This window comes from Microcoleus sp. Pol7_A1, from assembly GCF_036701085.1.
GTDB classification, from domain to species: Bacteria; Cyanobacteriota; Cyanobacteriia; order Cyanobacteriales; family Microcoleaceae; genus Microcoleus; species Microcoleus asticus.
The window spans coordinates 125,806-149,206 of record NZ_JAUBQD010000002.1 but is presented as its reverse complement, the minus strand read 5'-3'; the positions used below and the strand labels follow the sequence as shown (position 1 = coordinate 149,206).

The window sequence follows — 23,401 nt, the reverse complement described above, 5'->3', positions numbered from 1 at the left end:
TACATAACACAAAATGTTCGTATCGGTTTGTCATCCCCTCAGCAACCATCATGCACTGTCTTGATTGTCCCACAGCAACTCTGACAGCAATTCAAAATGCGAGCACGTTAGGTTCGTAGCCGCAAGCTTCTTCCCATGCTGCCGTTAGAGCTTCCAATTCTTCTAGAGTTTCAGGTTTATGCTGCACCAGCGCGATGAATTTAGTTTTAGTGCGCGCTTCTGTTAGGTCAACCCCTAATTTAACCAGTTGCAGTTCAAAAGCTGACTTGTTACTGTTGGCAAGAATGTCAGCGTAATCGGTGTCCAGCAAATCGAGCGATCCGAGTAGCGAGTCAGTCATTTGTCAGGGTTCAATATTGGGAGACGGTTCCTCTATTCCATTACAACATCGATGAGAGCGATCGCCAGCCTTGCGACTGCAACCGAGCGAGTGTTTTCCCGTGGCTGATAATTATCGGGTAGTGCCCTGAAGGAAAGGATCAATAGAATAAAACCAAATTCAAATAAAAGTAGGCATCTGGAGTTGTAAATTATCATTATAATGATGTACAAAACGCCAAATCGCAGCAATATGATTTTCTAATTTTTTAGAGAAGGCTAAGCTCTTTCTTACCAACCGAGATACTCGTTGTCGAATAGTACAATTGAAGCGCTCGATATAGCTAGTACAACCACTATCTTTGTCTACACTGCGATGACGAATGCTTGGCAATACAGAATCATAAGCACTCCAATGGTCGGTATAAATTACTGCACATTGACGGTAAACTGGTGGCATTGAATTCCATAAAGCAAGAGCCGATACCGTGCTACGATCTCCAATATGTACACCAACAATTTCCCTAGTCTGGGCATCCAATGCAAGCCAGACCCACTGCTGATTTCCTTTGCTATCAACGAATGACCATAACTCATCCATCTGAACACTCAAGCGCTTTTTTTGCTTGGCAGTCACCTCCACTTGCTTCTTAACAGCAGCAGCTTGGCTATTAACGTATCGCTGCACTGTATCTTCTGACACTTGCAGTACCCGAGCAATCCCTGCCTGAGAAATACGTTCAAGTAGCATCCGTGACATTAACTCCTGTTGTTCTTTGGTAATAGGTTTCCATGCCGGATTTAAAACAAATTGACGACCACATTCTCGACATTTATAGTTTTGTTTATGATGCCGAGTTTTACCGTTCCGACTAACTTCTTCGCTCACCACAATTAGGGCAACAATGAATTTCTAATGTCATATCACGCTATGGCAAACACTTCTCTCTAATCATAGCTTACTCTGATCCTTTCCTTCAGGGCACTACCAATTATCGTTGTCAACCATCACCTCACACCGAATCATCCATCCACCCGCACTCCGGGCAATCCCAATGAACAGGCGGCGTTTCATACTGGGGATAAGTCATTTCACATTCGGGACACCGGCCGGTAAACAGTGAATGCGTGTCCAGCAGCTCTAACTTTTGCAAGGCGTGTCCACCGCTGCCGGGTGTTGCAGGATAAGTTCGCCGTTGTAGTAGCTTGCCCCTTCGGGTTCCCACAGTTCCTCCGGTTCGGCGTCGGGGTTTTCTAGAACGTCGGGGCAAGTGTCCGCGTTGGGGCCCGCCCGATGCACGGCACAGATGAGGTGTGGGTTGCGGGCGTAGAGGACATAGCGATCGCACTCGGGAAGTTTGGGCATGGCGGGCGTGTTGGGGTTTTGGTCTGGGTTTAGTTTCTGGCAAATGGGGGTGTTGGTGGCGATCGCGATTGGCGCTTCAATCAAGATACCGCTGTTCCGCACCAAGGATGCGTTGCAAAAACTGGACTAATTCGGCAAAGCAATCGGGGTTATTTTCAAGCAACAATTCCGCAAGCATGATTGAATGTTTGGTTTTCCTAAACTTGAGGCGAACAAATGATAACTTGGCAGTATAGCCTTTCTCAGGTAGATGACATACAGTATAATTGATGCTGTTATTGCCCTTCATTTATATGAAAAAGACTATAGGTTCTGTGAATATCTTAAAAGTTTGGAAACAAATTGCGCTCTTTGCGAGCTTAACGCTGTTATCTCTGTTGGGTGTCAAAACCACCTCTGCAACGCCCTCTCAAACAACTTTACAGGCTCAAAATTGCCCCTACGGAGGCAAGCCTCGACCCTTTGCTCAAGTCGTTACCAAAACAGATCCCCTGACTATCCGTTCTTCCCCCGACGGTTCGGTTATCGGGCTAGTTCCTAAAGGTTGGCAAGTCGTTACGGGCGATCGAGATGCAACGGGACAGTGGGTAAAGATTGGCGGTGAATATAGTCCTAGCCCTCAAAATCTGAGTGGAGGGCAGTTTGCAAATGCGCCTGATTTCCGAGTGGGCTGGGTAAATAGAGCTTATCTCAAACCTTTGGGCAATTTTTGCGAAAAACCCCTGAAAATACAGCGGGGCGAATTAAAAGGACTGTCGCAAGAACGGCAAGTTTTGATTCATGAAGATTGGCTGCAAATAGCCGATAGAATCGCCAGCAAAGACTCTCAAAAATAACGCTAAATTTTGATATTTGACCTAAAAACCAGTTTTTATACGAAAAATAGGTCGTTTAAAAAACTGGTTACTTTGGGATTTATACCGAAATAATAATCCTGGTTTGCTTGGCGACAGCTTATGACAAAATTGAGCGCTCAAACGGCAATCAAATTAAAAAGAGTTTTACAAGTTGCGGCAACAGTCCCAGGAAATTACCACCGCTTTTTGCAAGCCGGACTAATTGATTTCCAGTCGGATTTCCCACAACTTGTCCCCCATTGGCAAACAGCTTTTGCTAACTTGCAGCCCGTTGACAAACAAACAGTCCGGCAAAATCCCGGGTTATTTCTGGCGAATGTTGAGGATGTAGTTTACCGAGGAATAACTAGCGGAACTTCCGGTCAATCTTTTACATACTTTGCCGGAAATGAGTGGAATGAAGCGCGTTTGTTGGCAAGAAAACGTGCTTTATCTTGGTGGGGAATTGACGAACAAGTCCCTATTATTAATCTTGCTAGCCGTTTGCAGCCGCTGCGAGTCAACGATATTTCATTGATTGGAAATATCGCGCCGGATTTCCTGCAAAATTTGGCAAAACTGTTGCATAACAAATCGGCTGTCATTCGAGGTTATCCCAGTCGTTTGTGCGAAGTGGCTGCTGCTCTTTTCGGAGATTCAATACCTGCGGTTTTAGGGGTGATTTGTACCGGGGAGGTTTTATTTGAATTCCAAGAACAATTACTGCGAGCGGTGTTTCAAGCTCCAATTATTAACGAGTACGGTTGTCAAGAAACAGGAATTTCGGGTTTGAGTTGCCCTGAATGCGGGCGGCTGCATTTAGATATCGATCGATGTTTGTATGAAATTATTGACGGTGAATTAGTCACTACAGATTTATACAATCGTACCATGCCTTTGGTTCGCTATCAGTGCGGCGATCGCCTGAAATTAAATCCTGATGTTTGTCCTTGCGGGCGTTCGGGATTAACAGCAAAAATTCTCGGTCGCAGTCAAGAACAAATCGACACGCAGCAAGGCTTAAAATATCCTGGGGAAATCTATTTGCCCAAGTTTGACGGGATTCTTAACTATCAAATAGTCAGGCAAGATCGAGAACAAGTAGATATTTGGTTGCAAGTCGAACAGCACCAAGTTCTCGAACTGCAACCTTTACAACTTTGGTTAGAAAATTTGTGGGGAGAAGTTCGAGGGAGAGTAATTGTAGATTCATCGGATTTGAGTAAACTGGAAAATCCACAAAACTGTAGCGCTTTAGAATGGATCGAATGGGTGACTAAAAAATCTTGGCACGAGTGGTTGGAGTCGGATTTATTACCTCTAGGAGAAGCCCGAGAAATTGCCTTATTGTTAAAAAGTTTAATTGAGCCGAAAATGATGGTAAGTTCGGGGATATCCCCGGTGGCTGCAGCATCTATCGAACAGCTTTTGCTGCGTTCAACTTATCGGGAACTGCCAGTAGAATTGATGGCGGTACGGGTATTGCTGTTTGCGTGTAGCTTTTTAACCGATAGCCAAAAAAGGCAGCAGATATACCGCCACGCCCAGAAGCGTTTAGCCGAGATGAATTGCCGGGAATATCCGGCGATGGTAGATTTACTAATTCCCAGTTTAGGATTTGAGAATAACACCGCTGCATCTATCTGGGAAAATACTAATTTACCCGAGACTGGTAGGCTTGATGTATTTAACATTCAGCACTTGTTAGCAGCATTCAATTTAGCAGCAAGTAAAGCCAAAAAAGCAAATCCACATCTAGCGATAGCCTGGAAACCAATTTTAGCTGTTTTAATCGGAGATTTGAATTTTTGGGCTGACAGATTCCAAATCCCAATTTTAGGATATTGGTGCGAGTTAGCGAGTGGAAAAGCCATCGCACTCAGCAGCAAATACCGCAGCCCAACAGGCGACCGTTTTTTAGACGCTTGGTTAACTTGGCGGCAAGCAATTACGGGCTCAGGCGATCGCGAATCAGCTACAATCGCCTTATCTCAGTTACAAGCAACAGCAACTTTACTGACAGAGGTAGCGCGAGTAGAACTGGAACAAGGATATGCTAAACTGCTGTGGGAAACAGACATTAATCCTATAGAATGGTTAGATAAAATTGCCAATAACGCTGGACTAATTAACCGCAACTTATCAGAGCGAGAACTCGACCCAATACCTTGGATACCGCTGTTGTTAAAATTAGCCAAACTTTTGTTAGCGCGGGGAGAAGGGGAATTAGCCTATCAGTGTTTAATTGCGTCGGCACCGCCGGATATGCGGGCTTCGGGATTTGAAAGATTAGCGCGAGAGATGAATTACAAACAATCTATAATTTGCGATCGCACCTAATGGTAAGTTTAACTCTAATTATACTGGGAAACAGCAATCCTGACTGGGAAATAGAGGCGAGAGCCACTTTCCAAAAACAAGCCTGTGACTTAAAACAGGTAATGAGATTCAATCCCTCAAATCCCCACAACACGGTTTATTTTACATCCTGTTTGCAACTTTTAAATACAATTAATACAGAAGTCACAGCTATTTTACCAGCAAATACACAATTAAATTTTTTGCCACCTCAACTCGCAAATACTGCACTGACCTTCTTACCGCCCAGGATGGAGTTTCCTCTAGAAACTGCCCGACAATATCCTGTCGCCACCTTAGCTTGGATGGCATCAACTTTTTTGGTAAAAGCGGCACTACCGCAGTTAGAAATAAATCGTTGGAATTTGTTAGCAGTTGCTGGGGAATTAGAACGGCAGAACATCGCTTTTACTTGGGGAAATGCCATGGCTAATACTGCTACTTTAGAGGTGGAACATTATAAAACAAAAGCTTCTCATCTCTTGAAAAATTCACTTATAAATAACACTAATGTTACTAAAAATATTGACAAACACAATATAAATTTTTCTCAAAAAAATGATACAATCACTAGCAAATCTCGCGTGCTGGCTGTAATTCCCCATTATCGCTGCGAACAGTTTCTCCATCGCTGCTTGCAGTCTCTGGTAACTCAAACTAGACCTCTGGACGGTATTGTAGTTATTGATGATGGTTCGGATGTGCCGCCTGTAGATATCGTGCGAGACTTTCCGGGAGTGACTTTATTAGCTTCAGCTTTGAATGTCGGCCCTTACCGCTTAATTCAACAGGTAATTTCTCAAACAAATTATGATGCTTATTTATTTCAAGATGCCGATGATTGGTCGAGCAGCTATCGGCTGGAGTTGCTGCTAGCAGCAGCCGAAAGTTATGGAGCAGAATTAGTCGGAACTCAGGAGTTGCGCGTGTTTGAAGATGACAGGGTTTTACCCGTACTTTATCCTCTCAATGTCAGCGCCGCCCTAGCAGCAAAACCGGGGCATCCGCTGTTGCATCCTACCAGCTTAGTTTCGCGGAATTTAGTGTTGAGATTGGGCGGTTTTGCTACGGGATTGCGGTTTTCGGGAGATACTGAGTTTTTGTTGCGAGCGCAGTTTGCTGCGACAATAGTTAATGTTCCTGATTTCGGTTATTTTCGTCGGCACCGAGCTGGTTCCCTAACTACCGATCGAGCAACTGGATTAGATTCTCCAGTGCGTTTAGAATTGATTCAGCAGCTCAAAAAAAGAGCGATCGCCAACAGTGCTGCGGTGCGGTCAGGCAAATTACCGGATTTGCGTCCTTTGAAAACAGCAGGGTCGATCGAACTCCATTATATTACCGGTTCTGCCCTTGAGAGCTGAGACCTATCGATTTGAGATTTGAGATTTGAGATTTGTAATGACTGATTCTGGATGAGCGGTGTCAATATCGTGTTACAGGTAATTATCCCCGTTAAAAATCGTCCCGAAATCGCTGACTGCGTGCGATCGCTTTTAGCAGTTGGTTATCCCGTGACTAAAATCATTGTTTGCGACGGCGGTACCGCTGAATCTAAATGTTTAATGGCTTTACAAGATTTAGCCAAATTATCACAGGTAGAGTGGTTCAAGTATCCTCAATCTGATTTTAATAAATCTCAGTTAATTAATCAGGGTATTCTCCAGGCTAGTAGCGAATATTTGCTGATTTCTGATGCTGACATCATCTGGAATAGACAAGGAATTTTACAACTATTCTTTTCCATTTTAGAACCAATCGATCTGGAATCCTTTTTTTTAAGAACTCGGATAGAAAATGTAAAATATCTCCCAGAAACATCCTCTTTATCGGCTGTAAGTAATTCAAAAAAGGGGATTATTTGCTATGTAAAAACTGTAGCAGAGTCTTGCCTGCAAACAACGGCCCTAAAGCGGGAACGCTATACTTACAGCATCCAGATGGGCGAACAGATTGCTGCTGTTAATATTGTAATGGCTAAATCTGGCAATCGCGCTCGACCTGGATGCGGTTTGCTCTGTACCCGCAAACAAACGTTATTATCATTAGGAGGATACAAGGAAAGTTTTACAGGTTGGGGATGGGAAGACCAAGATTTGCTGATTCGCGCTACCCTTTTTGGCATCAAGATATGCGAGGCGGGAAACGTAATTCATCTTTCTCATAGCGATGCTGCGCGCAATCAGCACCACCAGCAATTGCCGCCAACACAAACGCGAGATCGTAACATCATCTCTTGCTTGCAATCTCTCCAAAAAGGCGATATATTTGGAGACTTACGGCAACCAGCAATGCTACCTCATCCATTGTTGGAAATTACCGCCAATTATACCCCAAATTCTATTTGTGAGTGAACTTCAGTTATCCTTAATTATTACCTACCGCCAGCGGGAAGAGCATTTGAGAACTCAACTCGCGTGGTGGAGAACTCAAGCCTCGGAAAGTTTATTATCTCTTTGCGAAATCATTTTAATTGAACTCGATTGCACTCCTTCGGTTTGGATTTTACCAGAAATTACCAACCTGCCAGTCAGTTACAATTATCTGCCCGTTGGGGGAAGTTTTCATAAAACCAAAGCTTTAAATTTAGGTTTATCTCTGGCGCAAGGGCAATGGGTAGCAGCTTTTGATGTCGATCTAATTCCCTACGGAGATACTCTCGCTCGCCATCTAAAAATGGCTCAACTTTCAGCCCAAATGTTAGTAACTGGGTATCGAATGATGTGCGATACTCCGAACCTGGATTTTGCTCAAAATTTGGCTATTATCGAACAGTCGCAAGTTGCACCAGAAGATATGCCCACCGCGCTATTTAAGCACTTGATCCGGCGGGAAAGATTTGGAGTTTTACCCCTATTTCAACGCCAGCGCTTAATCGAAATCGGGGGATGGGATGAGACATTCATTGGCTGGGGAGCTGAGGATCAAGATATTGTGGAACGATACTTAGGAAAGGATAGATTTTTTTGTCGCTCGCCTGAATTAATCTACATCCATTTAGCGCATCCACCCGATAATAATTGGTCGGAATCTTGCTGGATCGAACAAAATCGCCAGCACTATTATACTAAACGTCAGTCGATTTGAAATTTGAGATTTGAGATTGACTGCACAGATGAATCTGCTAGCTTGAGCTTTAGGCTAAACCAGATCTAAGTTTCAGTAATATCAAATTGAAGTTGCGGCGAAGCGCGGCATTTGACTTTTGCCGGCTCAAAGCAAGCTCGGTCAGTAGTACGGTAGCGAGGCGGGCCGACTACACTTAAATTCACACGCTTATCGGTGGAGTAAAAAGGCGATGATTGTTCGCATCGGCACTGAGCGGTTGGAGTTACGACCATTGGGAAGGCGTGCTTTATCCCTACCATGACTCTGGATACTCGTCGTGGGTTGGAAGCCCTCCGCTAGCACAACTCCACGGCGCTCTCGATGCCCAGAAAATGCGATCCGTCGGAGCCATAGGCGGTGCTGTATCCAGCGAGCCGGCTGGAACAACCACAATTAGGCCGTTGCGCGTTAGACGCGGGACGGGACACCCGCAATGACTGCAAAACCATTTGCTGAAGCTCGTTGCTGTGGGAAGGTCGTAACGCGTGATGCCTTCCTCCCCTGAAAGCCATCGGAACTGGCTCGGCTCAACGGTTAGATTTGTGGCGTGGCCTGTGCCCGTGCCTTTGCGACACCGCGAACAGTGGCAATGAGCCATTTTCTGGAACGGTGGGTTCACTTCAAAGGTCACAGTTCCGCAAAGGCAACTACCGTGAATGCTGGGCTTATCCATCTGCTCTCTCCGAGTGTCTAAATATTAATATACGGAACGATTCTAGCTATCCCCCAGAACTAGATGGACAGCTAGAATCGTTTTGTATATCATTCTAAATTTAGTGGATCAATAGAATTGTTCCGTATATTAAGTATTTTCTGGAGGAAAGGCTGAATTTTTCCGCATATCCTCGGTTGTTGGGAACTCTGCATCTCACCGTATCGGCTTCAGGCAATCCGCTGCACCAGAATGTTATATTTCTTTTGATGCTATCGCCTGAACTACTGCGCCAATGCCAGTGTGATAAATACCTTCTACTACATCACGCTCGATCTCAATTAGATGCTTAAACTTTAAGCCAGCTAACTCAAGGCTTAAAGATTCTTTAGATTGCATCGAATCTACTGAATTTCCGCCGCCAGTACCGTGCTTCAACTGCTCGGGTGTATAAGCTTCAAGCAGAAACACACCGTTTTGCTTTAACCCGGATTCAACTTTTTTATGAAGTTGTTTTCTGATTGAAGAGGGCAACGGACAAAATATAGATACAATTCCGTCCCATTTATTATCGCCTAAATCATAATCTGCTAAATTAGCATGAATAAACTCAACAGCCACCCCATTATCCTCGGCTAACTTTTTGGCTTTATTCAAACCAACTAGAGAGGCATCTACAGCGGTTACAGAGTAACCCTGTTTCGCAAGGAAAACGGCATTCCGCCCTTCTCCTTCGGCCAAGCTCAGAACTTTACCTTTTGGAATACTGCTGACGTTTGCTTCCAAAAACTCGTTCGGGTTTGTGCCGTATACGTACTCTTGGGCACTGTATCTTTCATCCCACATCTGTTTTCTCCAATTGTTGCTGTTGGCACATTTGATGCCAAAAAAATATAACTGTGCATTCAACCGCAGATATGTGGATAATACCCTTACCGGGGGGTGGATTATCCATCAGATATGTTGGACAACATCCTAGTTTTAAGGAATTAAACAGAAACGAAAGCAGGTTAAGTCCGGGTTCTTGGGTGTTATCCATCGCTTCTGATAGTTAATCCTGGAAATCAGGGGTGTTATTTGTCACTTGAACTGAATACCACCCCTATATCTGTCTTATCCAACATTAACCTAATGTCGCAATCTACCGCTCCGATGCAGCTTTACCGCTTGCTGGAGGCGGAGCCTTCGCGAATCATGCCAAGGCGGAGTATTGAAACGAGTGCGATCGCCCCTCTAGAACCAAGTAAACCTTGAGACTTAACATCTGCACTTAAAGCTTCTTGAAGTATCTGGCAACCGGGAATAGCTCGAAGCCCACCTTTTCATAGGTGTGACGGGCTCTTTCACGACCGGGATCGCCCCCAGTCTCAACTATAGCCACAGACATTCCAGCATCTTTCATCCAAGCCAGAGCGAATTCTATCAGAGCACTACCAATGCCGCGACCTTGAAATTCTGGATCGACAGCGATCGTGTAGATTTCACCCATACTGTCCCAAACGTGTAGTTTCACGGCTACAAAGCCCAGAGTAGAACCTGCATCGATCGCAACCCATACATTCGTGTCTTCCGCAGCACAGACATCCTCCACAGCTTTTTGTGGGCTCACACGCCAATGATTGGGATAGAATGCCTGGTACACCTCAGAATTCATCGCCTTCTGAATCGAATCAAAGACCGGAGCCCATGCCCTTCGCGAAAGACGAATGACTGCCATCTTGGTGGTGAGGGTCGTAGGGTTCAATTTGCATTCCCAGATCAACTCCTGTTAACTCTGCAAGCTTTATCGACTATACTACAATACTCTACAATGTCTGATAGCTTGGCTTTGAATGCTTAAAGATTTAAGCTACTTTCGCTGATTAACTAACAATGACCCCTGTTGAGGAGGGCTTGATGGAAAAAACAGGATTAGGCATTCAAGAATTACTGTATTGTGAGCGATCGCAAATTCTAGCCATTGCCCAAAAGCACGGAGCCTACAACGTGCGCGTATTCGGTTCGGTAGCGCGGGGCGAAGCGACCCCAGAAAGTGATATTGATTTGTTAGTGGATTACGATTTAGACAAAATCACGCCTTGGTTTCCAGGTGGACTATTGCTTGATTTGGAACAACTGCTCAATCGCAAGGTTGATATCGCCACAGTGGATATGCTCAAAGAACGCATTCGGGAGCGCGTTTTGCAGGAAGCTGTACCGCTATGAGACGAGAACCGGAACGACTGCAAGATATATTAGATGCAATAGCCGCAATTGAGCGGTATGCTAGCCTTGGCAGGCAGGCATTTGATAACCAAGAATTGATCCAAATTTGGATTGTTCATCACCTCCAGATTATTGGAGAAGCGACAAATGCGTTATCGTCCGAGTTAACTAGCCGATATTCGTCCGTGCCTTGGGCGCAAATTGTAGCGTTTAGAAATCTCGTAGTGCATGAATATTTCCGAGTCTCGCTAAACTTAGTTTGGGCGATCGTACAGAATAATTTACCTCCGTTGAAAATAACAGTCGAACAGATTTTACAGGAGTTACCAGAGGCGTGAGTTCAGCACTATTGTATTGTAGAGAACGATCGCTCTCTCCGTGTTTGGCCGTTCAAGCTCCTATTAATTTCCTCACTCCTTCAAGATAGAAAAGCCTGAGACGTTCGCTAAAAGCAGTAAAGTCAGGTTCGCTGTTTAAAGGAGTCCTTAATAGTTCAACTTGCTTTCTGTATTTTTAGCTGATTGATAGAGTGCGGTAACGATGCGGCCCGACTACACTTAAATTCACACGCTTATTGGTGGAGTAAAAAGGCGATGATTGTTCGCATCGGCACTTCAGGTTGGAGTTACGACCATTGGCAAGGTGTACTTTATCCTCACAAGCTACCGCCTCGCTCCCGACTCGATTGCTACATCCAGCACTATCAAACCGTCGAAGTTAACAGCACCTACTACCGCTGGCCGCCAAACGCTACCTTCGCTAACTGGCAGCAGCGCCTCCTCCCAGGATTTCTGATGACTGTAAAAGCGCCCCGCGGTCTAACGCACTCCAAGCGCCTTTACTCGCCAGAAAAGTGGTTGGAACGCATGAGTGATGGACTTCAATGCTTGGGCGATCGCCTGGGTATTCTGCTCGTCCAGCTTCCTCCCCAGTTCGGCTGCGATTTGGCTCGCCTAGCCTACTTTCTAGAACAGGTTCCCCCTTGGATCGAAGTAGCTGTCGAATTCCGACACCCAAGCTGGCACACGGAAGAGGTATTTTCGATGCTGGAAAGGTTTGGAGCGGCTTACTGCGTGATGAGCGGGGCGCACCTGCCGTGCATCCTCCGCGCAACGGGGTCATTCGTTTATGTACGGCTCCACGGCCCCGACCCCAACTACCTCTACGGCGGCTCCTACTCGGATGATGATTTACATTGGTGGGCCGATCGCATCCAGGAGTGGGAAAGTCAGGGGCTCCGTGTGTTCGCCTACTTCAACAACGACGGAGACGGAAATGCAGTGAGAAACGCTTCTAGGCTGAAAGCTTTTTTGGAAAACGGTACTTGCTGACAGGCTCTGATTGAAAGCGTTCCCATTCTTTTAGGCGCATTAAAAGGTGTTGGCAACCAGAGCGCGGGCATTTCTTGCGATCGGGGACGACTTGGGAACTGCTACTTTTTACGGAGCGCTCGCTCAGAAACTCGCGTTGGCTGTTCTAGATCGCAGGACTTCGACATTCAGCTTCAGTTTCTGTCCCAGCCACAAAGAATGCTCCGTGTGGTCTGTTAGATCGTCGCCTGTTTCGGGATGGACGAGAATATCTAACCCCTCGCGGTGGAGCATCAACCAGGGAACTACTTTACCAAAATGTTCCGGTAAAAACGCAACTTGATACATCGCTTGGGGGTGTGGCCCAATGGGTTTGTCGTGCCAACGCCCTAGCTGCACCTCAAACTGAGTCAATCCTTCGCGTACGCGCGCAGCTGCATCGCGGCTATCACTGTCAAAGTAAATATGTGCGTGAAAACCAACAATTTCGATGGTGTCTGCTTTCATCATTTTCAGTAGGTTATTGAGCCGACATTTGCACAAAACGGCTGTTAACTTCAGACTAACTTGGTGAACGCCACTTAAGATATGGGGTTGTGTGCGTTACCGCAAGACCGCGATGGCTCCGCCCCGGCTTACGCCTACGCACTCTGATGGATTTTGGGCGTGACAGGAGTGTTGGTTGTGGTTCCAGTTCTCCCAGAATTTGGTGTTGGCTGCGATCGGCAACAAGTTCTGGGATTAGGTAGTGAAAACCGACTCTCAGCAATACGGAAAATTCTAATCAACCTCTTAAAAGCGAAGGCTACGCTTTATAAATCCTTTTGCGAAAAGTAACTATGAGCAACAGCCCTCAAAATCAAGACTCGCTCGGAGAAAAACTCAAAGCGGCTTTTGATAGCGATAATTCTGACAAAAATTATAATGCTGTCAAAGCAGTCGTTAGCTCTGTACCGGCAGTCGGGTCGTTAGCCGTAAGCTTTTTCGATAGCTATATCGTTCCTCCAGCAACGCAAAGGACTTATAAATTTTTAGAAATTTTAGTCCTAGAATTAGAGGAGCTAAAATCTAAAATCGAATCAGTTGATTTTGAAAGTCCCGTTTTTCTGACAACTTTTCTCCATGCGTCTCAGATAGCTCGCCGCACTCATCAGGAGCAAAAACTTGAAGCCTTGAGGAATGTAGTTCTCAATTCATCTATTCCCAGAGCTTTAGAGGATGATATTTTAGCGATGTTTCTCTACTGGATTGATGGTTTTACCGCACTTCATATCTCTACTCTCAAGCATCTTCACTACCTGGATAGGTATGCCCTAGAGGAATTACACACATATTTTCCTATGTTGGAACAAAATAGGTCTATATACAATCAGGTTTTGAAAGACTTAGCAGATAGGGGATTGATAAGTTTAAGAGAAGTTTACATTACAGAAGAAGAAGATGATGATATATATTTGCAAAGGTTGGGATTTGCTATGCCTCAGATTTCTATGGGTGTGTATAATCAACAAAAAAAAAAGGGAGAAAAAGAGATAAAAATGAAAACTTTTAAGCGCCGAGAAGATATTGATACTCTCCTTAAGAAAAATCGTTCTTCTAGTCAAGCAAGCAAAAGTACAGAATTAGGAAAGCAGTTTATTGAGTTTATTGAAAATCCCTCTATCTCACCTGAATCTATGTAATTTTTATTACTTCCAAATCCCTCTCTTTAAACCAGAGTTTTTTAGGGAGGATGAGCGCACTCACCTCGAACACGGATCGACGATCGCATCCGACTCAACAGCCGACAAAACTTTTGCTTCCATCCCGTACAAATCATTCAGAATCGGCTTGACATCAGCAAACACAAAATACTCGGTCAGTTTCCCAATGCGGTAATTAAAAGGTTGATATCGGTGTTTGAAATACAGCTCGACATTCCCCCGATGTTCCCACAATCCCAGCAAATTGACAACCACATCCGAGTAATGTGCTCTGACATCCCGCTGCACTTCGGCGATGCGTTCCTCGATCGAGCGAGTAGTAATTCCAATTTTGTAGAACTTGTTCCCGTCCGCTTTCACCTCTAAAAAGTAGAGCGAATTGACCAGAATCCGACAAAGCTGCGCTCGATAAATCAGCAAATCAGCCTGCCGTTCTTCTAAGCACGATAACCCCGCAGATAAAGCAATCTCTACAGAGCCTTCCAACGAAGCCAGCTCCGACAGCAGCAGCGGTTCTTGGACTCGGTTGAACAGCACCAGGGGAAGCGCGCCAACTGGGATTTTGCCGAGGTTAGTAAACTGATAAGAGCGATCGCCCGACGACTCCAGCAATCCTTTCAACTGCCACCGAAAGTTTACCAAGTCTTTGGGAATCGATCGCTTTTGAGCCCCGTACTCTTTCCACAGCACCTTCAACTGTTCCAATTCCTCACCCTTGAGTTCGATGTTGAAATTGTCGTAGAGGGGCAGCGAGGGAAATGCTTTGGTTTTAATCCGCTGTGACACGGGCTTGCAAGTTTCCTCCGTGTGCGCGAAGTGATGTTCTTTCACTTTCCCCTTTTTCGCTGTCAATCCGCCACCGCAGTAGAGGCAAGCGAGGTTAGTTTTTCCGCGCACAGCTTCATCTATGCTCGTCAGTTCGCCACTGAGAGCAACACCAAATTTTAGCCACATTGTCTGTCAATTCTCCTTTGAGCCGGTTTTGTAGATGCACCCGCTCCACACGATCGAGAATTGTAACAACAAATCCAGGGGTGAGGGCTTCTGCCTTGGGAAAGAAAGCGATCGGCACTCGATGCTCTTGATGCGCGACTGTCAATCCAAAATCTAAAATCTAAAATCTAAAATCTAAAATTGCCCGTCACCAGTCGGGAATTTCTTGGGCCGCGTCGTCGGATAGGTCTTGTGACAGTTGCTCTCTTGGTAACGGCACAGCGGGCAATTCATCCTCTACAGGGGAAAATGTACGTTTCCCCGTGTAGGACAGCATGGAAAGTGAAGCGATCGCTCCTTTGACTTGATCCGGCTTCACCTCTAAGTAATGCTGCAACTGTTCGAGGTTACTGTGACCGCTGATTTCTTGAATAATTCGCAGCGGAATTCCGGCGTTGCTCATCTGAGTCAGGGCGGTGCGGCGGAAGCTGTGGGTGGAGGCTCCCTCGATGCCGGTTCGCTCGAACGCTTCTCTCAAAATCTGATCCGCTGAGTTGGTGTGCAGGTGCTTCCAATGATGGGCAGGGTGGCGGCCTGGAAATAAATAAGTCTGACCGGCGTGGGGTTTCCAAGATGTTAGGAGACTCCGCAAATCTTCAATGACAGGAATCGTTCTGGTTTGGAGTTTTCCTTTGGTGTTGGCTTTGCGGAAGTTGATTGTAGGTCGGACTGTACCTCTGGCAGTGTAAATATCGATGACTTCCAGGGAACAAGCTTCGGCAATCCGACAAGCGGTGTAGAGACAAACTCCGAACAAGGTGCGATCGCGTGAGGAAAGCAAACCTTTGTTGAACAGCAGTTCGATTTCCTGTTGCGTGAGTATCTTGGCTTGCCCGTGCCGTTCTATCTTCATGCTTGGTGTATACCCGACCCGATACCACAAAGTCTGCCGCAAATACTGCATTACTGCATTGGTTTGGGGTATTTCTTAATGCTGTGGGCGAGCGGGGTCAAGGGAACTGTTGAGCAAAAGGCAGCAGGCAGTTAAGGGATTGAGACTTGGGCGATCTGTATTACAAACAGCCTTCTATGAACTCAACTTCAGGAAGTTTCCCCGAACGTAAGCGATATACACGATTGTTTCCAGTTTCAAAAATTACACGGTAGTTTTTGTCAGAAACATCTTTAGGCACAAAAGTTAGATGTTTTCTATTTTCATTCGGACGGAGAGGGAAAGGATGCTTAGTTATTTGAATCTGCCCTGGATACAGAGAAATAATTCGGTCTTCAGTATCCCCGATTTTTGCGCCTCTGATGGTAGTTATGCGCTTATCGCTAATATCAATTCTGGCAATGCGCCCCTTTGTTACCATAAATGCAATGTCTTTTAGTTCTCCTTGTGGTTTAAAGTAAGAGCAACTGTACGCATCAGGCCCGCTCCCTACAAAAACTAACTTAACTCCAGCACTTTGCGAGGCTTCATTAACTGTCATTCCTACTCGAATCGGCCCAATGCCATTAATTGCTAATTTCGAGTTCTCTGTTAGCGACGCTTGAGCGTTGACTGATATTGCCCACAGAGAAACGATGACGAGCGTACTGATTAATAAGGTAAAAATAATCTTGAAACTCTTTAAATTAGGCATGAAACTATAACTTTTTGTAAACAATATCTAGTTTGATTATTTGGGCAAAGATACTGTACAGCCAGCCTCATTGAATCGCTGAACCATCTCAGACTTTTCCGGTGAATTAGCTATGGGTAATTTGGTTGGCGGTATCAGAATAAGCCTGTACCCAAAAGGCTGTATACCAGTTTTATTACTTTGCACGGATACGCGGCCCAAATAATTTTTATATCGAATAAAAAGCCTGTAACTTTCACCGGTAAAACTTTCGCCTTTGATACGAAGTTGACCGTTCGAGACATAACCTAAACTAAAATAAGCATTATTTCCCGTACCGCCGCGCCTGGGATGATTGAAAAGAACGCAAACACGACCTCTGGTATTTGATGGGTAGATGCTCCAATCATACTCTTGCCCGGCCCACGTACCGATAAAGGGCGCTACTGCTGGATCGACTTGCGACCAAGCATTGATGAAGGATTCCAAAGCCGGAACAAGCGGCGCCTGACGAAATTGCCTCGAACGCTGTAAAATCGGTATGTCCCGACGAAATTCTCCGATCGCTCTCTGTAATTCCGCATCAGTTGGGTAGCGTTCAGACTGGCTTTGTGCCAAAGCTGGCAAGCCACCCACACCCATGACTGTAAAAAACAGGATTAATAAAAATGATGGCCGTTTCATATTATGTCTCGTTTCATCTAAGCTAACAGATTGATTTATGCGGTAATTGGATGCAGTTCACGAAGGAAATTACTTGACAAAAGCAAATGAGGATCTAACTCTCTGGAACACTCGTTCATCAATGGGTTTAATGGTTGATTCGTAACTAAAAGCAGAAACAGTAATCTTGTGCTTTCTATTAGGAGTTAGGAAACTACCTGTCAAGGAAGTATCAATGTCTTCCCCCCCAGTCAAACTCGATTTGATTGTGTAAACTACCGCTTTTTGGTTGGCAATGGTTGTTGGTTTGATATTTTCTAATCGAAGGACAACTGCACTAAGTTCGGGAAGCAGGCGAGTGTCAGACTTGGCTGGCTCTATTGTCACCGTGACCAATGAAGGATGCCCATCACAAGCTATTTGCCTATTTTTCTTACAGCAAGCATTTAATTCCTGTTCGTTAGGGTTATACAAAAGTATATAAGTCCTATCGCTACTTCCCTTTGTTTCACTGGTATAGTTAGCCGGAATATCAAACGCAAATCCAAATTCAGGGTTTTTAATCTTTTTGCTTTCTCTGGCTGGATTGACAAGCGCTCCTCTTTTACAAAATTGACGATTTTGCGCTGGAGTTGGGGAAACTTCAATCCCCCAAAAGGTCAAACAAACCATGAAACTAATCAGCAATTGCCTTTTCATATTTACCTCAATTTTTTTGTACGATGGGCCTTGCTGAACGCAAAATGCGACTTATTTGCTCGTTAGTCATGAAAAGAGCTGTTAGGCAGTTAGCCCTAAAACAACCAGTTCCTTTCTCTGAGAATCTAACTTGAGTGTCGTTGGCAAATCTTAAACCAGAGTTACCTAAATTCCAAAAAAACATAATTGCTTTGTTAGATTTTAAATACTTATCTCCTAAATCGGAGTCAATTTCTCCAAGTCCACCAACGTTTGCAGGTGGGTAGCTAGATAAACCTTGGTTGAGAATGTAAGCTGTAATAACACTGGCTCCTAGATTGAAGTAAACATAGCCATTTTCAAACTCACTAGGTAGGTCGCAATCAATTTGGATGTAATGTCCACCACCTTTTTCTACAAATTCTCTATAAGTTTTAAGCTGAGACTTGGGTTGTTGAGCAACATTTTGCTATCGCCCGCTTATCACCTGAGAATTAGCGACCATCGAACGAGCTACTTCAATTAATTTACCAGCAGGCACAGCAGAGTAAATTTGAAAATAAATATTGTCTTGAATCCACGATACTTTACTCCAGTCTAGACCTTGTAAATGGTATCCGCGCAGGTTTCTCGATAGCTGAACGGCAGTTGTCCTCGAACCTGGCTTTATTTGGTTCCGTTGATAATATGTCGAGGTAAGGGTGCTTGATGTCACTGAAAAAAGCCGACACACTAGCTCGTATCCTCTGCTTCCTTTTTTATTAAAGCGTGGTGGACAATTCTCGTCTTCGAGGCTAAGATGAGCCCATTCGCTGTTGGCATCAAATGTTAATTTGGGAGACATCTCTCTAGTAACAGCTATAGGTAAACGATCGGGCAGTCGAAAGACTAAGTTGCTGGGGAGTTTGTTTCTAATCTCGCCGATAATTGGTTTGAATACAGGATCGGGTTCGGCAATTGCAGGTATTGGTGCAAATACTCCCATCCCGATAATTATCAAAGTTACCATTAAACTCAATAGCGATTTGTATTTCATAAGTTTTGCTGCCTCGTTTTCATAAATACTCTCCTCGTTTTCATAAATACTCTTTTTGTTTGAATTATTCGAGCGCTATAATTTTACTATTTTTTGGGCAAAGAGGCTGTACAGCCAGCTTCTTTAAACTGTTGAAGCAACTGGTTTCTCTTAGCTAGGGGAACGTGCCGCATCAATTGAGAAGGATTTGTCAGGGGTTTTGGCCATGCGTATTCATAGATACCGGGTTCATTGTTGTAGACGAATACGCCTCCCAGATAATTTCCTTGATGGATGAGTATGTAGCTGTCAGTTTTGATTCTACCGTTAGATACAGTTCCTTGACCGAATCTAAATCCTATGTTATTTTCATTGGGAATAAAACCGTCAATAATGCAAACGCGACCTTTAACACTTGATGGATAAATACTTTTTGTTTCTTCTAAGGCCGACCATTGACCGAGAAAAGGTGCTGTTGCCGGATCGATTTGCGACCAAGCTTTTACAAAGGATGTTAACTGCTGAATCTGAGTGCGTTCGCGCCGATCTGTGCTATACAATCCGCGACCGCCGCCCGGAGGAGAAGCAGCAAAACTGCGGAATTTCTCGATTAATTGTTGCAGTTCTGCATCCGTTGGAAATCGGACAGATTGGGCAACAATGGGTAACGATGTAGCAGCTAAAATAGCTAAACTGAGTGTAATAGTGATTGGCGAACGCACTTTCATAAATCTCCTTATTTTCATTTAGCACTTTTAATCGGAGGCTCGTTAGCCATCGAAGTAGCAATTTCAAGCAGTTCCTGTTTGATGTTAGCCGCAGCGCGTAACTGAGCTGAGAAAGTTAAACCGTTCTGTTTCCAGAAAATAGTTTGACTGCCGTCACCACTTCCACCGCATCTGATATTAGTGTAAACACCTTTAATTCCCGGTTTGATATTTACTGAAACGGCATTAGCACACGGCCATTTCGCCTGTTTTTCTAATTCGGCCATGCGTGTGTCTGAGTTTGACGCAGAAAATTCACCCGCAAAACAGGAATTTGCTCTACATCTCGGAAAATAGTATAGTTGAATACTCAACTCACCACCTCTCGAAGAAAGATAGGGGTAAAGTGTATTGTTAGAACTCGCGGGTAGAGAACGATAGGGAATAGAGGTCGGCAATCGCATCACCATATCTCTAGGGAGTTGAGCTTGGATATCCCGGAGCAGCGGTCTGAAAATAGGTGCTGGTTCAGCATTTGCAGGTGGCGGCTTTATGAATGCTCCAATCCCTAAGATTGCCAAACTTGCCATTAAACTAAATATCGAGATCCCTTTCACACTTTTTCCTCTCTGTTTGCTAAAAAATGCCTTGTTTGCAGGATGACCGACAGTATGTTGACTTTCAAAAATGAGCGACTTGTTCCTATATAACTTCTACTTTCTACCGTCAAATGCCTTGATACATCCTTCAAGACTTCGCCTAACCTCATCGGGGGCTTCTTCAAACCTCAGACGATAAGAATTCTCTCCTAAAATATTACTACCACCAACAAAAGATAGCTTGCCATCTCTACTAGCATTAGGAAATATAGTGTTAGTAATGGTATTTCGCTGGGTTGTTCCTTGAAAACACTCAATTTTGCCAAAATTGTATTTAATTCCTGTAATTGTATTTCCTATTTTCCGAAACACAACCCGCATATCTGGTTGTTTTGGATCGATTACCCGTCCATAAAGGTACTTTCCATCAGGTAAACTTTGAATCGTTTGTTTACCATTTCCCTCTGTCGGTGCTCGTTGACTTATCGAGGGCGATTGCCCTTGTGCCAAAACTGATACTGAAGCACTACCCAACACTGCCAACCACACTATCAAGTTCAAAATCGAGATCCGTTCCACACTTTTTCCTCTCTGTTTGCTCAAATGGCTCGATCCAAACCAAAGCGCGCTTTACTGCACCGCAACTGCTGCAATACCCAGAACCCTCCACCTATTTCTCTGCCTCAACCCGCTACTTTTATGCAAAATATCGATTATTGTTATAAAACTTTACAAAGAGTAGCGAAGTGTGGTCTGATGCAGTCGATCGCAAGCTGGTTGAGAGTGACCGATTCTGTGAGTTGAGGAGGGCTCAGCTCCTGAAAAAATATCAAGTTCGCTGAATTATGAGCGTTAAATTGGCAGAATATTTCGCGTGGCGTCAGTAACAAGGATGCAAGGAACTTACTCCCTGCCGGATTTTCGACCACTCCGACACTAGCCGCGTTTCTGAGGGTTGTATTCTGCGGTAGCCCAGCTCTGGATGGCGGGTGTAGAATACGGCATCTGCTACTTTGTTCAACACGGGACTGGATAAAGAGATAGTTCTTCCCTGTCTCCCCCCGCCCTCACCGTCATATTTTGAAAGCAACCACTCGTAATTCCTAGAGTTTCCATCGCAAACATCCTGGTAAACCAAGTTATCGTCGCTCACCACTTTTTTGATAGCTGCCCATTCGTTAACGTACTGCGTTTCATCGGAGCGGATTTTGCGGCGGTTTAGTTGCGGGTGCAGGTTGTAGAAAATAAAGTCGGTCAAACGGTCGATCGCTTTTTCAGGCGCTCGACTAGCTGCAACCTGCACCGAACCGACCTGCACTCTGGCTGCGGGATAGCCGATAGGTTGTGCGCTTGCTGAACTGGAAAAAAGAGAGGGGGAAATTAATCCGAATATCAAATAGTTCATTCCATACCTGGATTGCATGAATTAGGATTTTAAATAGAAAACACCCGCTCGCATTATTGTTAGTCCAAAAAGAGCGATCGCCACACTAGACATTTCACCGGGATGGCAAAACCCAAAATGCAACGCGGCATGGCAATGGATGCTCGCTCGCGCTCTCAACTTTTAGAGTGCAAGCAAGACAAAAGCTCTCGTGTTTGAATGACAATTTATTTGATGAGCTATTATTCCACTGTTACTGCATTGCTGCAATACTTTTAACGAAGTTTTAACGAACCCCAACATTAAAGTATCGGCCGCAGTTCTCTACTCCGCAGCCCGCTACACCGATCGGGTAAGTCGGTGATCCTTCGATCGCCACATCCAATCGCAACTGCCTCTTGACGCCAAACAACTCTCGGCGATGGTGTCCGATCGAAGGAGCGCGATGGTTCAGCCGCCGACATCCGGCAGCTAGTTCGATTTATTGCGAATCATTCAAAAACAAAGAAAATACAACAGTCTCGAAAAATTGCGCCTTTCAGATCCGTTGTATTTTATTATCTCGATGGTATCCCGATCGCAGTTGAAAGTCAATACCTCGCCGACAAAGATGCAAATCCCCTAATTCTCCGAACAGGGTTTAAGCGAATTTGCTGAGTCCGGCTATCGCAATCTTTGCCAAATCGTCAGTCAGCCTGACAAATCCGTTCTTGAGTCCCCAGTCGCGGATCTTAGTCGGCAGCAAGAATCCGTGAGCCGAGGCATTTCTCAGGGCTTTTGCCAATTTGTATGCCTCGCACCAGGAACCTACAGATTCGGATTGAACCAGCCACCGATCGATCGCTTTCCGATCTCCTGAAGTTACTCCCAGGAATGAGGCTAATGCCCCCTCTTCCTTATTCAGCCATTTTGCAAGCTGTGGTTTATCTGTAGGTGGCTCTATCGGTTCGTAGGCGGGCAGAACGCATTTTTCCATAAATTTTTCATACATCCCGCTCTCAATTTGTCTGTTCCACTTCGGCATCATTAACGCTTTAGATGCAATCTCAAAACCGCTGTAGGCGATTACCAACCTCCACTGATGTCCCCGCAGCTTATCGTTGGCGCTGCGGGTTTCGCTTTGACCGATGGCAGGGTTGTGCCATTCGAGCGCTGCTTGAATTAGAGCCTTTCCTCTGGATAAAGCTTTAATAACTAGGTCGATATGTTCTGGACTGTTGCTGTGTTGGGGATTGAAATAGGAAAGTTTTTTTTGGATGCAATCGCGTTTAGCTGCATCTGTCAGCCAAGATTTATCTGGTTCCAAGACATTCCAAACATCCTGCCATACCCCGTTCAAATCTTCAGATACGTTCATATCACATAAATCTGATGCGTTCTTTAGGTTTATCTGAAACCACTTGAACGCTACCGCTTTTTGTAATTACTACATCGTAGTCGTGCGTTAAAAAAGTTTGAATTGAGATAAAGCACAGATCGGGAAGGTCTTCGTCGTATGAAACCTGTACGGTTTCGATGGGAATTTCCCTACCGCTACTCGCTTGCGGGCAGAGGTTTTCTTGATAAATCGCATCCAATGCCAGACCTATTAATTCAAAAACGGGCTTGTTTTTCGCCATATTTCCCCCTAAAAATCGGATCTCGCAACTATATTTTTTCAGGAACGTTTGTGCTGCGGTTGAGTCGGTCGTTCGCTCGCGCAGCAGGCTTGCGTCGGGGCAAGATTCCCCCAGCAAACTCGCCCGCCAGTCGTCTGAAATAATCTCAACTAGAAGCTGATATAGGCAAAACTCACCCCGCCAGCTCGCGGCAGCTCAATATTGTCTTTGTTTGCAGTCATCATTATCTCACTCTTTACTGCATTGCAGCGCCGGTAGGCGGGGATTTCTTAACTCGGCCATCGAGCAAAGTCAAGGAGAAAGAAGGGACGATCGCATCCGA

The 23,401-nt window shown here is 44.9% G+C and carries 30 protein-coding genes; 10 read left to right on the top strand and 20 right to left on the bottom strand.

The genetic code is table 11. The features are described 5' to 3' along the window. Window positions 1-91: 91 nt before the first annotated feature. The 3 genes from QUA20_RS02175 to QUA20_RS02165 form a co-directional block, all read right to left on the bottom strand. Window positions 92-340 (bottom strand): hypothetical protein, encoded by a 249-nt coding sequence (locus QUA20_RS02175; RefSeq protein WP_333185006.1) that lies wholly within the window; start codon window positions 338-340, stop codon window positions 92-94. 159 nt (window positions 341-499) lie between these two features. Further along, window positions 500-1,241, bottom strand: a protein-coding gene (locus tag QUA20_RS02170) for an IS1 family transposase (RefSeq protein ID WP_445304633.1) whose coding sequence is annotated in 2 segments (ribosomal slippage) — window positions 500-1,207 and window positions 1,209-1,241 — 741 coding nt in all. Because the reading frame shifts where the segments join, the coding sequence is not laid out codon by codon here. Between the two features lie 218 nt (window positions 1,242-1,459). After that, a complete protein-coding gene (locus QUA20_RS02165) occupies window positions 1,460-1,768 on the bottom strand; it encodes a hypothetical protein (RefSeq protein ID WP_333185004.1) in 309 nt (102 codons plus the stop codon). 209 nt (window positions 1,769-1,977) lie between these two features. Here QUA20_RS02165 and QUA20_RS02160 point away from each other — a divergent pair, with 209 nt between their 5' ends. The 5 genes from QUA20_RS02160 (at window position 1,978) to QUA20_RS02140 (ending at window position 7,965) form a co-directional block, all read left to right on the top strand. Further along, window positions 1,978-2,520, top strand: coding sequence for a hypothetical protein (locus QUA20_RS02160; protein ID WP_333185002.1), 543 nt, complete (start codon window positions 1,978-1,980; stop codon window positions 2,518-2,520). A gap of 120 nt (window positions 2,521-2,640) precedes the next feature. Further along, window positions 2,641-4,860: a hypothetical protein gene (locus QUA20_RS02155; protein WP_333185001.1), complete on the top strand. Its 2,220-nt coding sequence runs from the start codon at window positions 2,641-2,643 to the stop codon at window positions 4,858-4,860. Further along, window positions 4,860-6,242 carry a glycosyltransferase family 2 protein gene (locus tag QUA20_RS02150; RefSeq protein ID WP_333184999.1) on the top strand — a complete coding sequence of 461 codons (1,383 nt, stop codon included), beginning with the start codon at window positions 4,860-4,862 and terminating at the stop codon, window positions 6,240-6,242. Before QUA20_RS02155 ends, QUA20_RS02150 begins: the two co-directional genes overlap by 1 nt. 51 nt (window positions 6,243-6,293) lie before the next feature. Continuing rightward, window positions 6,294-7,232: a glycosyltransferase family 2 protein gene (locus QUA20_RS02145; protein ID WP_333184997.1), complete on the top strand. Its 939-nt coding sequence runs from the start codon at window positions 6,294-6,296 to the stop codon at window positions 7,230-7,232. Then, window positions 7,225-7,965 carry a galactosyltransferase-related protein gene (locus tag QUA20_RS02140; protein ID WP_333184994.1) on the top strand — a complete coding sequence of 247 codons (741 nt, stop codon included), beginning with the start codon at window positions 7,225-7,227 and terminating at the stop codon, window positions 7,963-7,965. Before QUA20_RS02145 ends, QUA20_RS02140 begins: the two co-directional genes overlap by 8 nt. A 274-nt stretch (window positions 7,966-8,239) precedes the next feature. Here QUA20_RS02140 and QUA20_RS02135 read toward each other — a convergent pair whose 3' ends face one another. Beyond that, a complete protein-coding gene (locus tag QUA20_RS02135) occupies window positions 8,240-8,659 on the bottom strand; it encodes a GFA family protein (RefSeq protein ID WP_333184992.1) in 420 nt (139 codons plus the stop codon). A 234-nt stretch (window positions 8,660-8,893) separates the two neighbouring features. Further along, a complete protein-coding gene (locus tag QUA20_RS02130; protein WP_333184989.1) occupies window positions 8,894-9,484 on the bottom strand; it encodes a class I SAM-dependent methyltransferase in 591 nt (196 codons plus the stop codon). 285 nt (window positions 9,485-9,769) lie between these two features. Here QUA20_RS02130 and QUA20_RS02125 point away from each other — a divergent pair, with 285 nt between their 5' ends. After that, the gene (locus QUA20_RS02125; protein ID WP_333184987.1) at window positions 9,770-9,892 is read left to right on the top strand and encodes a hypothetical protein; all 123 of its coding nucleotides are present in this window, start codon (window positions 9,770-9,772) and stop codon (window positions 9,890-9,892) included. Window positions 9,893-9,908: 16 nt separating this feature from the next. Here QUA20_RS02125 and QUA20_RS02120 read toward each other — a convergent pair whose 3' ends face one another. Continuing rightward, on the bottom strand, window positions 9,909-10,292 hold the full coding sequence (locus tag QUA20_RS02120) for a GNAT family N-acetyltransferase (RefSeq protein ID WP_333184984.1): 384 nt from the start codon (window positions 10,290-10,292) through the stop codon (window positions 9,909-9,911). A gap of 242 nt (window positions 10,293-10,534) precedes the next feature. Here QUA20_RS02120 and QUA20_RS02115 point away from each other — a divergent pair, with 242 nt between their 5' ends. From QUA20_RS02115 to QUA20_RS02105, 3 genes are all read left to right on the top strand, one after another. Next, a complete protein-coding gene (locus QUA20_RS02115; RefSeq protein ID WP_333184981.1) occupies window positions 10,535-10,843 on the top strand; it encodes a nucleotidyltransferase domain-containing protein in 309 nt (102 codons plus the stop codon). Beyond that, a complete protein-coding gene (locus tag QUA20_RS02110; RefSeq protein WP_333184979.1) occupies window positions 10,840-11,181 on the top strand; it encodes a HepT-like ribonuclease domain-containing protein in 342 nt (113 codons plus the stop codon). Before QUA20_RS02115 ends, QUA20_RS02110 begins: the two co-directional genes overlap by 4 nt. A gap of 255 nt (window positions 11,182-11,436) precedes the next feature. Further along, complete coding sequence (locus tag QUA20_RS02105; protein ID WP_333184977.1) at window positions 11,437-12,174, top strand: DUF72 domain-containing protein; 738 nt, start codon at window positions 11,437-11,439, stop codon at window positions 12,172-12,174. A 123-nt stretch (window positions 12,175-12,297) separates the two neighbouring features. Here the strand turns inward: QUA20_RS02105 and QUA20_RS02100 are convergent, their stop codons facing one another. Continuing rightward, on the bottom strand, window positions 12,298-12,660 hold the full coding sequence (locus QUA20_RS02100) for a DOPA 4,5-dioxygenase family protein (RefSeq protein WP_333119387.1): 363 nt from the start codon (window positions 12,658-12,660) through the stop codon (window positions 12,298-12,300). A 332-nt stretch (window positions 12,661-12,992) separates the two neighbouring features. Between QUA20_RS02100 and QUA20_RS02095 the strand changes: the two genes are divergently transcribed. After that, window positions 12,993-13,835, top strand: a complete 843-nt coding sequence (locus QUA20_RS02095) for a hypothetical protein (protein WP_333184974.1) — start codon at window positions 12,993-12,995, stop codon at window positions 13,833-13,835. A gap of 60 nt (window positions 13,836-13,895) precedes the next feature. On the opposite strand, the gene QUA20_RS02090 is transcribed toward QUA20_RS02095, so the two are convergent. The 13 genes from QUA20_RS02090 to QUA20_RS02030 form a co-directional block, all read right to left on the bottom strand. After that, window positions 13,896-14,810, bottom strand: a complete 915-nt coding sequence (locus tag QUA20_RS02090) for a GIY-YIG nuclease family protein (RefSeq protein WP_333184973.1) — start codon at window positions 14,808-14,810, stop codon at window positions 13,896-13,898. After that, window positions 14,758-14,955: a hypothetical protein gene (locus QUA20_RS02085; protein ID WP_333184971.1), complete on the bottom strand. Its 198-nt coding sequence runs from the start codon at window positions 14,953-14,955 to the stop codon at window positions 14,758-14,760. The genes QUA20_RS02090 and QUA20_RS02085 overlap by 53 nt, the downstream gene beginning before the upstream one ends. A gap of 42 nt (window positions 14,956-14,997) precedes the next feature. After that, a complete protein-coding gene (locus tag QUA20_RS02080) occupies window positions 14,998-15,753 on the bottom strand; it encodes a tyrosine-type recombinase/integrase (protein ID WP_333184969.1) in 756 nt (251 codons plus the stop codon). Window positions 15,754-15,862: 109 nt separating this feature from the next. Beyond that, window positions 15,863-16,435, bottom strand: a complete 573-nt coding sequence (locus QUA20_RS02075; RefSeq protein WP_333184967.1) for a hypothetical protein — start codon at window positions 16,433-16,435, stop codon at window positions 15,863-15,865. A 36-nt stretch (window positions 16,436-16,471) separates the two neighbouring features. After that, window positions 16,472-17,098, bottom strand: coding sequence for a hypothetical protein (locus QUA20_RS02070; protein ID WP_333184964.1), 627 nt, complete (start codon window positions 17,096-17,098; stop codon window positions 16,472-16,474). Window positions 17,099-17,167: 69 nt separating this feature from the next. Continuing rightward, on the bottom strand, window positions 17,168-17,776 hold the full coding sequence (locus tag QUA20_RS02065) for a hypothetical protein (RefSeq protein ID WP_333184961.1): 609 nt from the start codon (window positions 17,774-17,776) through the stop codon (window positions 17,168-17,170). Window positions 17,777-18,224: 448 nt separating this feature from the next. Further along, complete coding sequence (locus QUA20_RS02060; protein WP_333184958.1) at window positions 18,225-18,791, bottom strand: hypothetical protein; 567 nt, start codon at window positions 18,789-18,791, stop codon at window positions 18,225-18,227. A gap of 86 nt (window positions 18,792-18,877) precedes the next feature. Continuing rightward, window positions 18,878-19,492 (bottom strand): hypothetical protein, encoded by a 615-nt coding sequence (locus QUA20_RS02055; RefSeq protein ID WP_333184955.1) that lies wholly within the window; start codon window positions 19,490-19,492, stop codon window positions 18,878-18,880. Window positions 19,493-19,512: 20 nt separating this feature from the next. Next, complete coding sequence (locus QUA20_RS02050; RefSeq protein ID WP_333184952.1) at window positions 19,513-20,094, bottom strand: hypothetical protein; 582 nt, start codon at window positions 20,092-20,094, stop codon at window positions 19,513-19,515. Between the two features lie 96 nt (window positions 20,095-20,190). Continuing rightward, window positions 20,191-20,655, bottom strand: a complete 465-nt coding sequence (locus QUA20_RS02045) for a hypothetical protein (protein WP_333184949.1) — start codon at window positions 20,653-20,655, stop codon at window positions 20,191-20,193. Between the two features lie 301 nt (window positions 20,656-20,956). Next, a complete protein-coding gene (locus QUA20_RS02040) occupies window positions 20,957-21,481 on the bottom strand; it encodes a hypothetical protein (protein ID WP_333184946.1) in 525 nt (174 codons plus the stop codon). A 619-nt stretch (window positions 21,482-22,100) separates the two neighbouring features. Continuing rightward, the gene (locus QUA20_RS02035; protein WP_333184943.1) at window positions 22,101-22,817 is read right to left on the bottom strand and encodes a hypothetical protein; all 717 of its coding nucleotides are present in this window, start codon (window positions 22,815-22,817) and stop codon (window positions 22,101-22,103) included. A 1-nt stretch (window position 22,818) separates the two neighbouring features. Beyond that, complete coding sequence (locus QUA20_RS02030) at window positions 22,819-23,079, bottom strand: hypothetical protein (protein ID WP_333184940.1); 261 nt, start codon at window positions 23,077-23,079, stop codon at window positions 22,819-22,821. Window positions 23,080-23,401: the final 322 nt, after the last annotated feature.

Bases quoted from the DNA above. Each gene is read 5' to 3' on its own strand.
- QUA20_RS02075 (WP_333184967.1), bottom strand. From the start codon at position 16,435: ATGCCTAATTTAAAGAGTTTCAAGATTATTTTTACCTTATTAATCAGT.
- QUA20_RS02120 (WP_333184984.1), bottom strand. From the start codon at position 10,292: ATGAATTCTGAGGTGTACCAGGCATTCTATCCCAATCATTGGCGTGTG.
- QUA20_RS02080 (WP_333184969.1), bottom strand. From the start codon at position 15,753: ATGCAGTATTTGCGGCAGACTTTGTGGTATCGGGTCGGGTATACACCA.
- QUA20_RS02155 (WP_333185001.1), top strand. From the start codon at position 2,641: ATGACAAAATTGAGCGCTCAAACGGCAATCAAATTAAAAAGAGTTTTA.
- QUA20_RS02160 (WP_333185002.1), top strand. From the start codon at position 1,978: ATGAAAAAGACTATAGGTTCTGTGAATATCTTAAAAGTTTGGAAACAA.
- QUA20_RS02065 (WP_333184961.1), bottom strand. From the start codon at position 17,776: ATGAAAAGGCAATTGCTGATTAGTTTCATGGTTTGTTTGACCTTTTGG.
- QUA20_RS02145 (WP_333184997.1), top strand. From the start codon at position 6,294: ATGAGCGGTGTCAATATCGTGTTACAGGTAATTATCCCCGTTAAAAAT.
- QUA20_RS02060 (WP_333184958.1), bottom strand. From the start codon at position 18,791: ATGAAATACAAATCGCTATTGAGTTTAATGGTAACTTTGATAATTATC.
- QUA20_RS02070 (WP_333184964.1), bottom strand. From the start codon at position 17,098: ATGAAACGGCCATCATTTTTATTAATCCTGTTTTTTACAGTCATGGGT.
- QUA20_RS02090 (WP_333184973.1), bottom strand. From the start codon at position 14,810: ATGTGGCTAAAATTTGGTGTTGCTCTCAGTGGCGAACTGACGAGCATA.
- QUA20_RS02040 (WP_333184946.1), bottom strand. From the start codon at position 21,481: ATGAACTATTTGATATTCGGATTAATTTCCCCCTCTCTTTTTTCCAGT.
- QUA20_RS02095 (WP_333184974.1), top strand. From the start codon at position 12,993: ATGAGCAACAGCCCTCAAAATCAAGACTCGCTCGGAGAAAAACTCAAA.
- QUA20_RS02150 (WP_333184999.1), top strand. From the start codon at position 4,860: ATGGTAAGTTTAACTCTAATTATACTGGGAAACAGCAATCCTGACTGG.
- QUA20_RS02175 (WP_333185006.1), bottom strand. From the start codon at position 340: ATGACTGACTCGCTACTCGGATCGCTCGATTTGCTGGACACCGATTAC.
- QUA20_RS02110 (WP_333184979.1), top strand. From the start codon at position 10,840: ATGAGACGAGAACCGGAACGACTGCAAGATATATTAGATGCAATAGCC.
- QUA20_RS02130 (WP_333184989.1), bottom strand. From the start codon at position 9,484: ATGTGGGATGAAAGATACAGTGCCCAAGAGTACGTATACGGCACAAAC.
- QUA20_RS02100 (WP_333119387.1), bottom strand. From the start codon at position 12,660: ATGAAAGCAGACACCATCGAAATTGTTGGTTTTCACGCACATATTTAC.
- QUA20_RS02030 (WP_333184940.1), bottom strand. From the start codon at position 23,079: ATGGCGAAAAACAAGCCCGTTTTTGAATTAATAGGTCTGGCATTGGAT.
- QUA20_RS02115 (WP_333184981.1), top strand. From the start codon at position 10,535: ATGGAAAAAACAGGATTAGGCATTCAAGAATTACTGTATTGTGAGCGA.
- QUA20_RS02035 (WP_333184943.1), bottom strand. From the start codon at position 22,817: ATGAACGTATCTGAAGATTTGAACGGGGTATGGCAGGATGTTTGGAAT.
- QUA20_RS02135 (WP_333184992.1), bottom strand. From the start codon at position 8,659: ATGGATAAGCCCAGCATTCACGGTAGTTGCCTTTGCGGAACTGTGACC.
- QUA20_RS02105 (WP_333184977.1), top strand. From the start codon at position 11,437: ATGATTGTTCGCATCGGCACTTCAGGTTGGAGTTACGACCATTGGCAA.
- QUA20_RS02125 (WP_333184987.1), top strand. From the start codon at position 9,770: ATGTCGCAATCTACCGCTCCGATGCAGCTTTACCGCTTGCTGGAGGCG.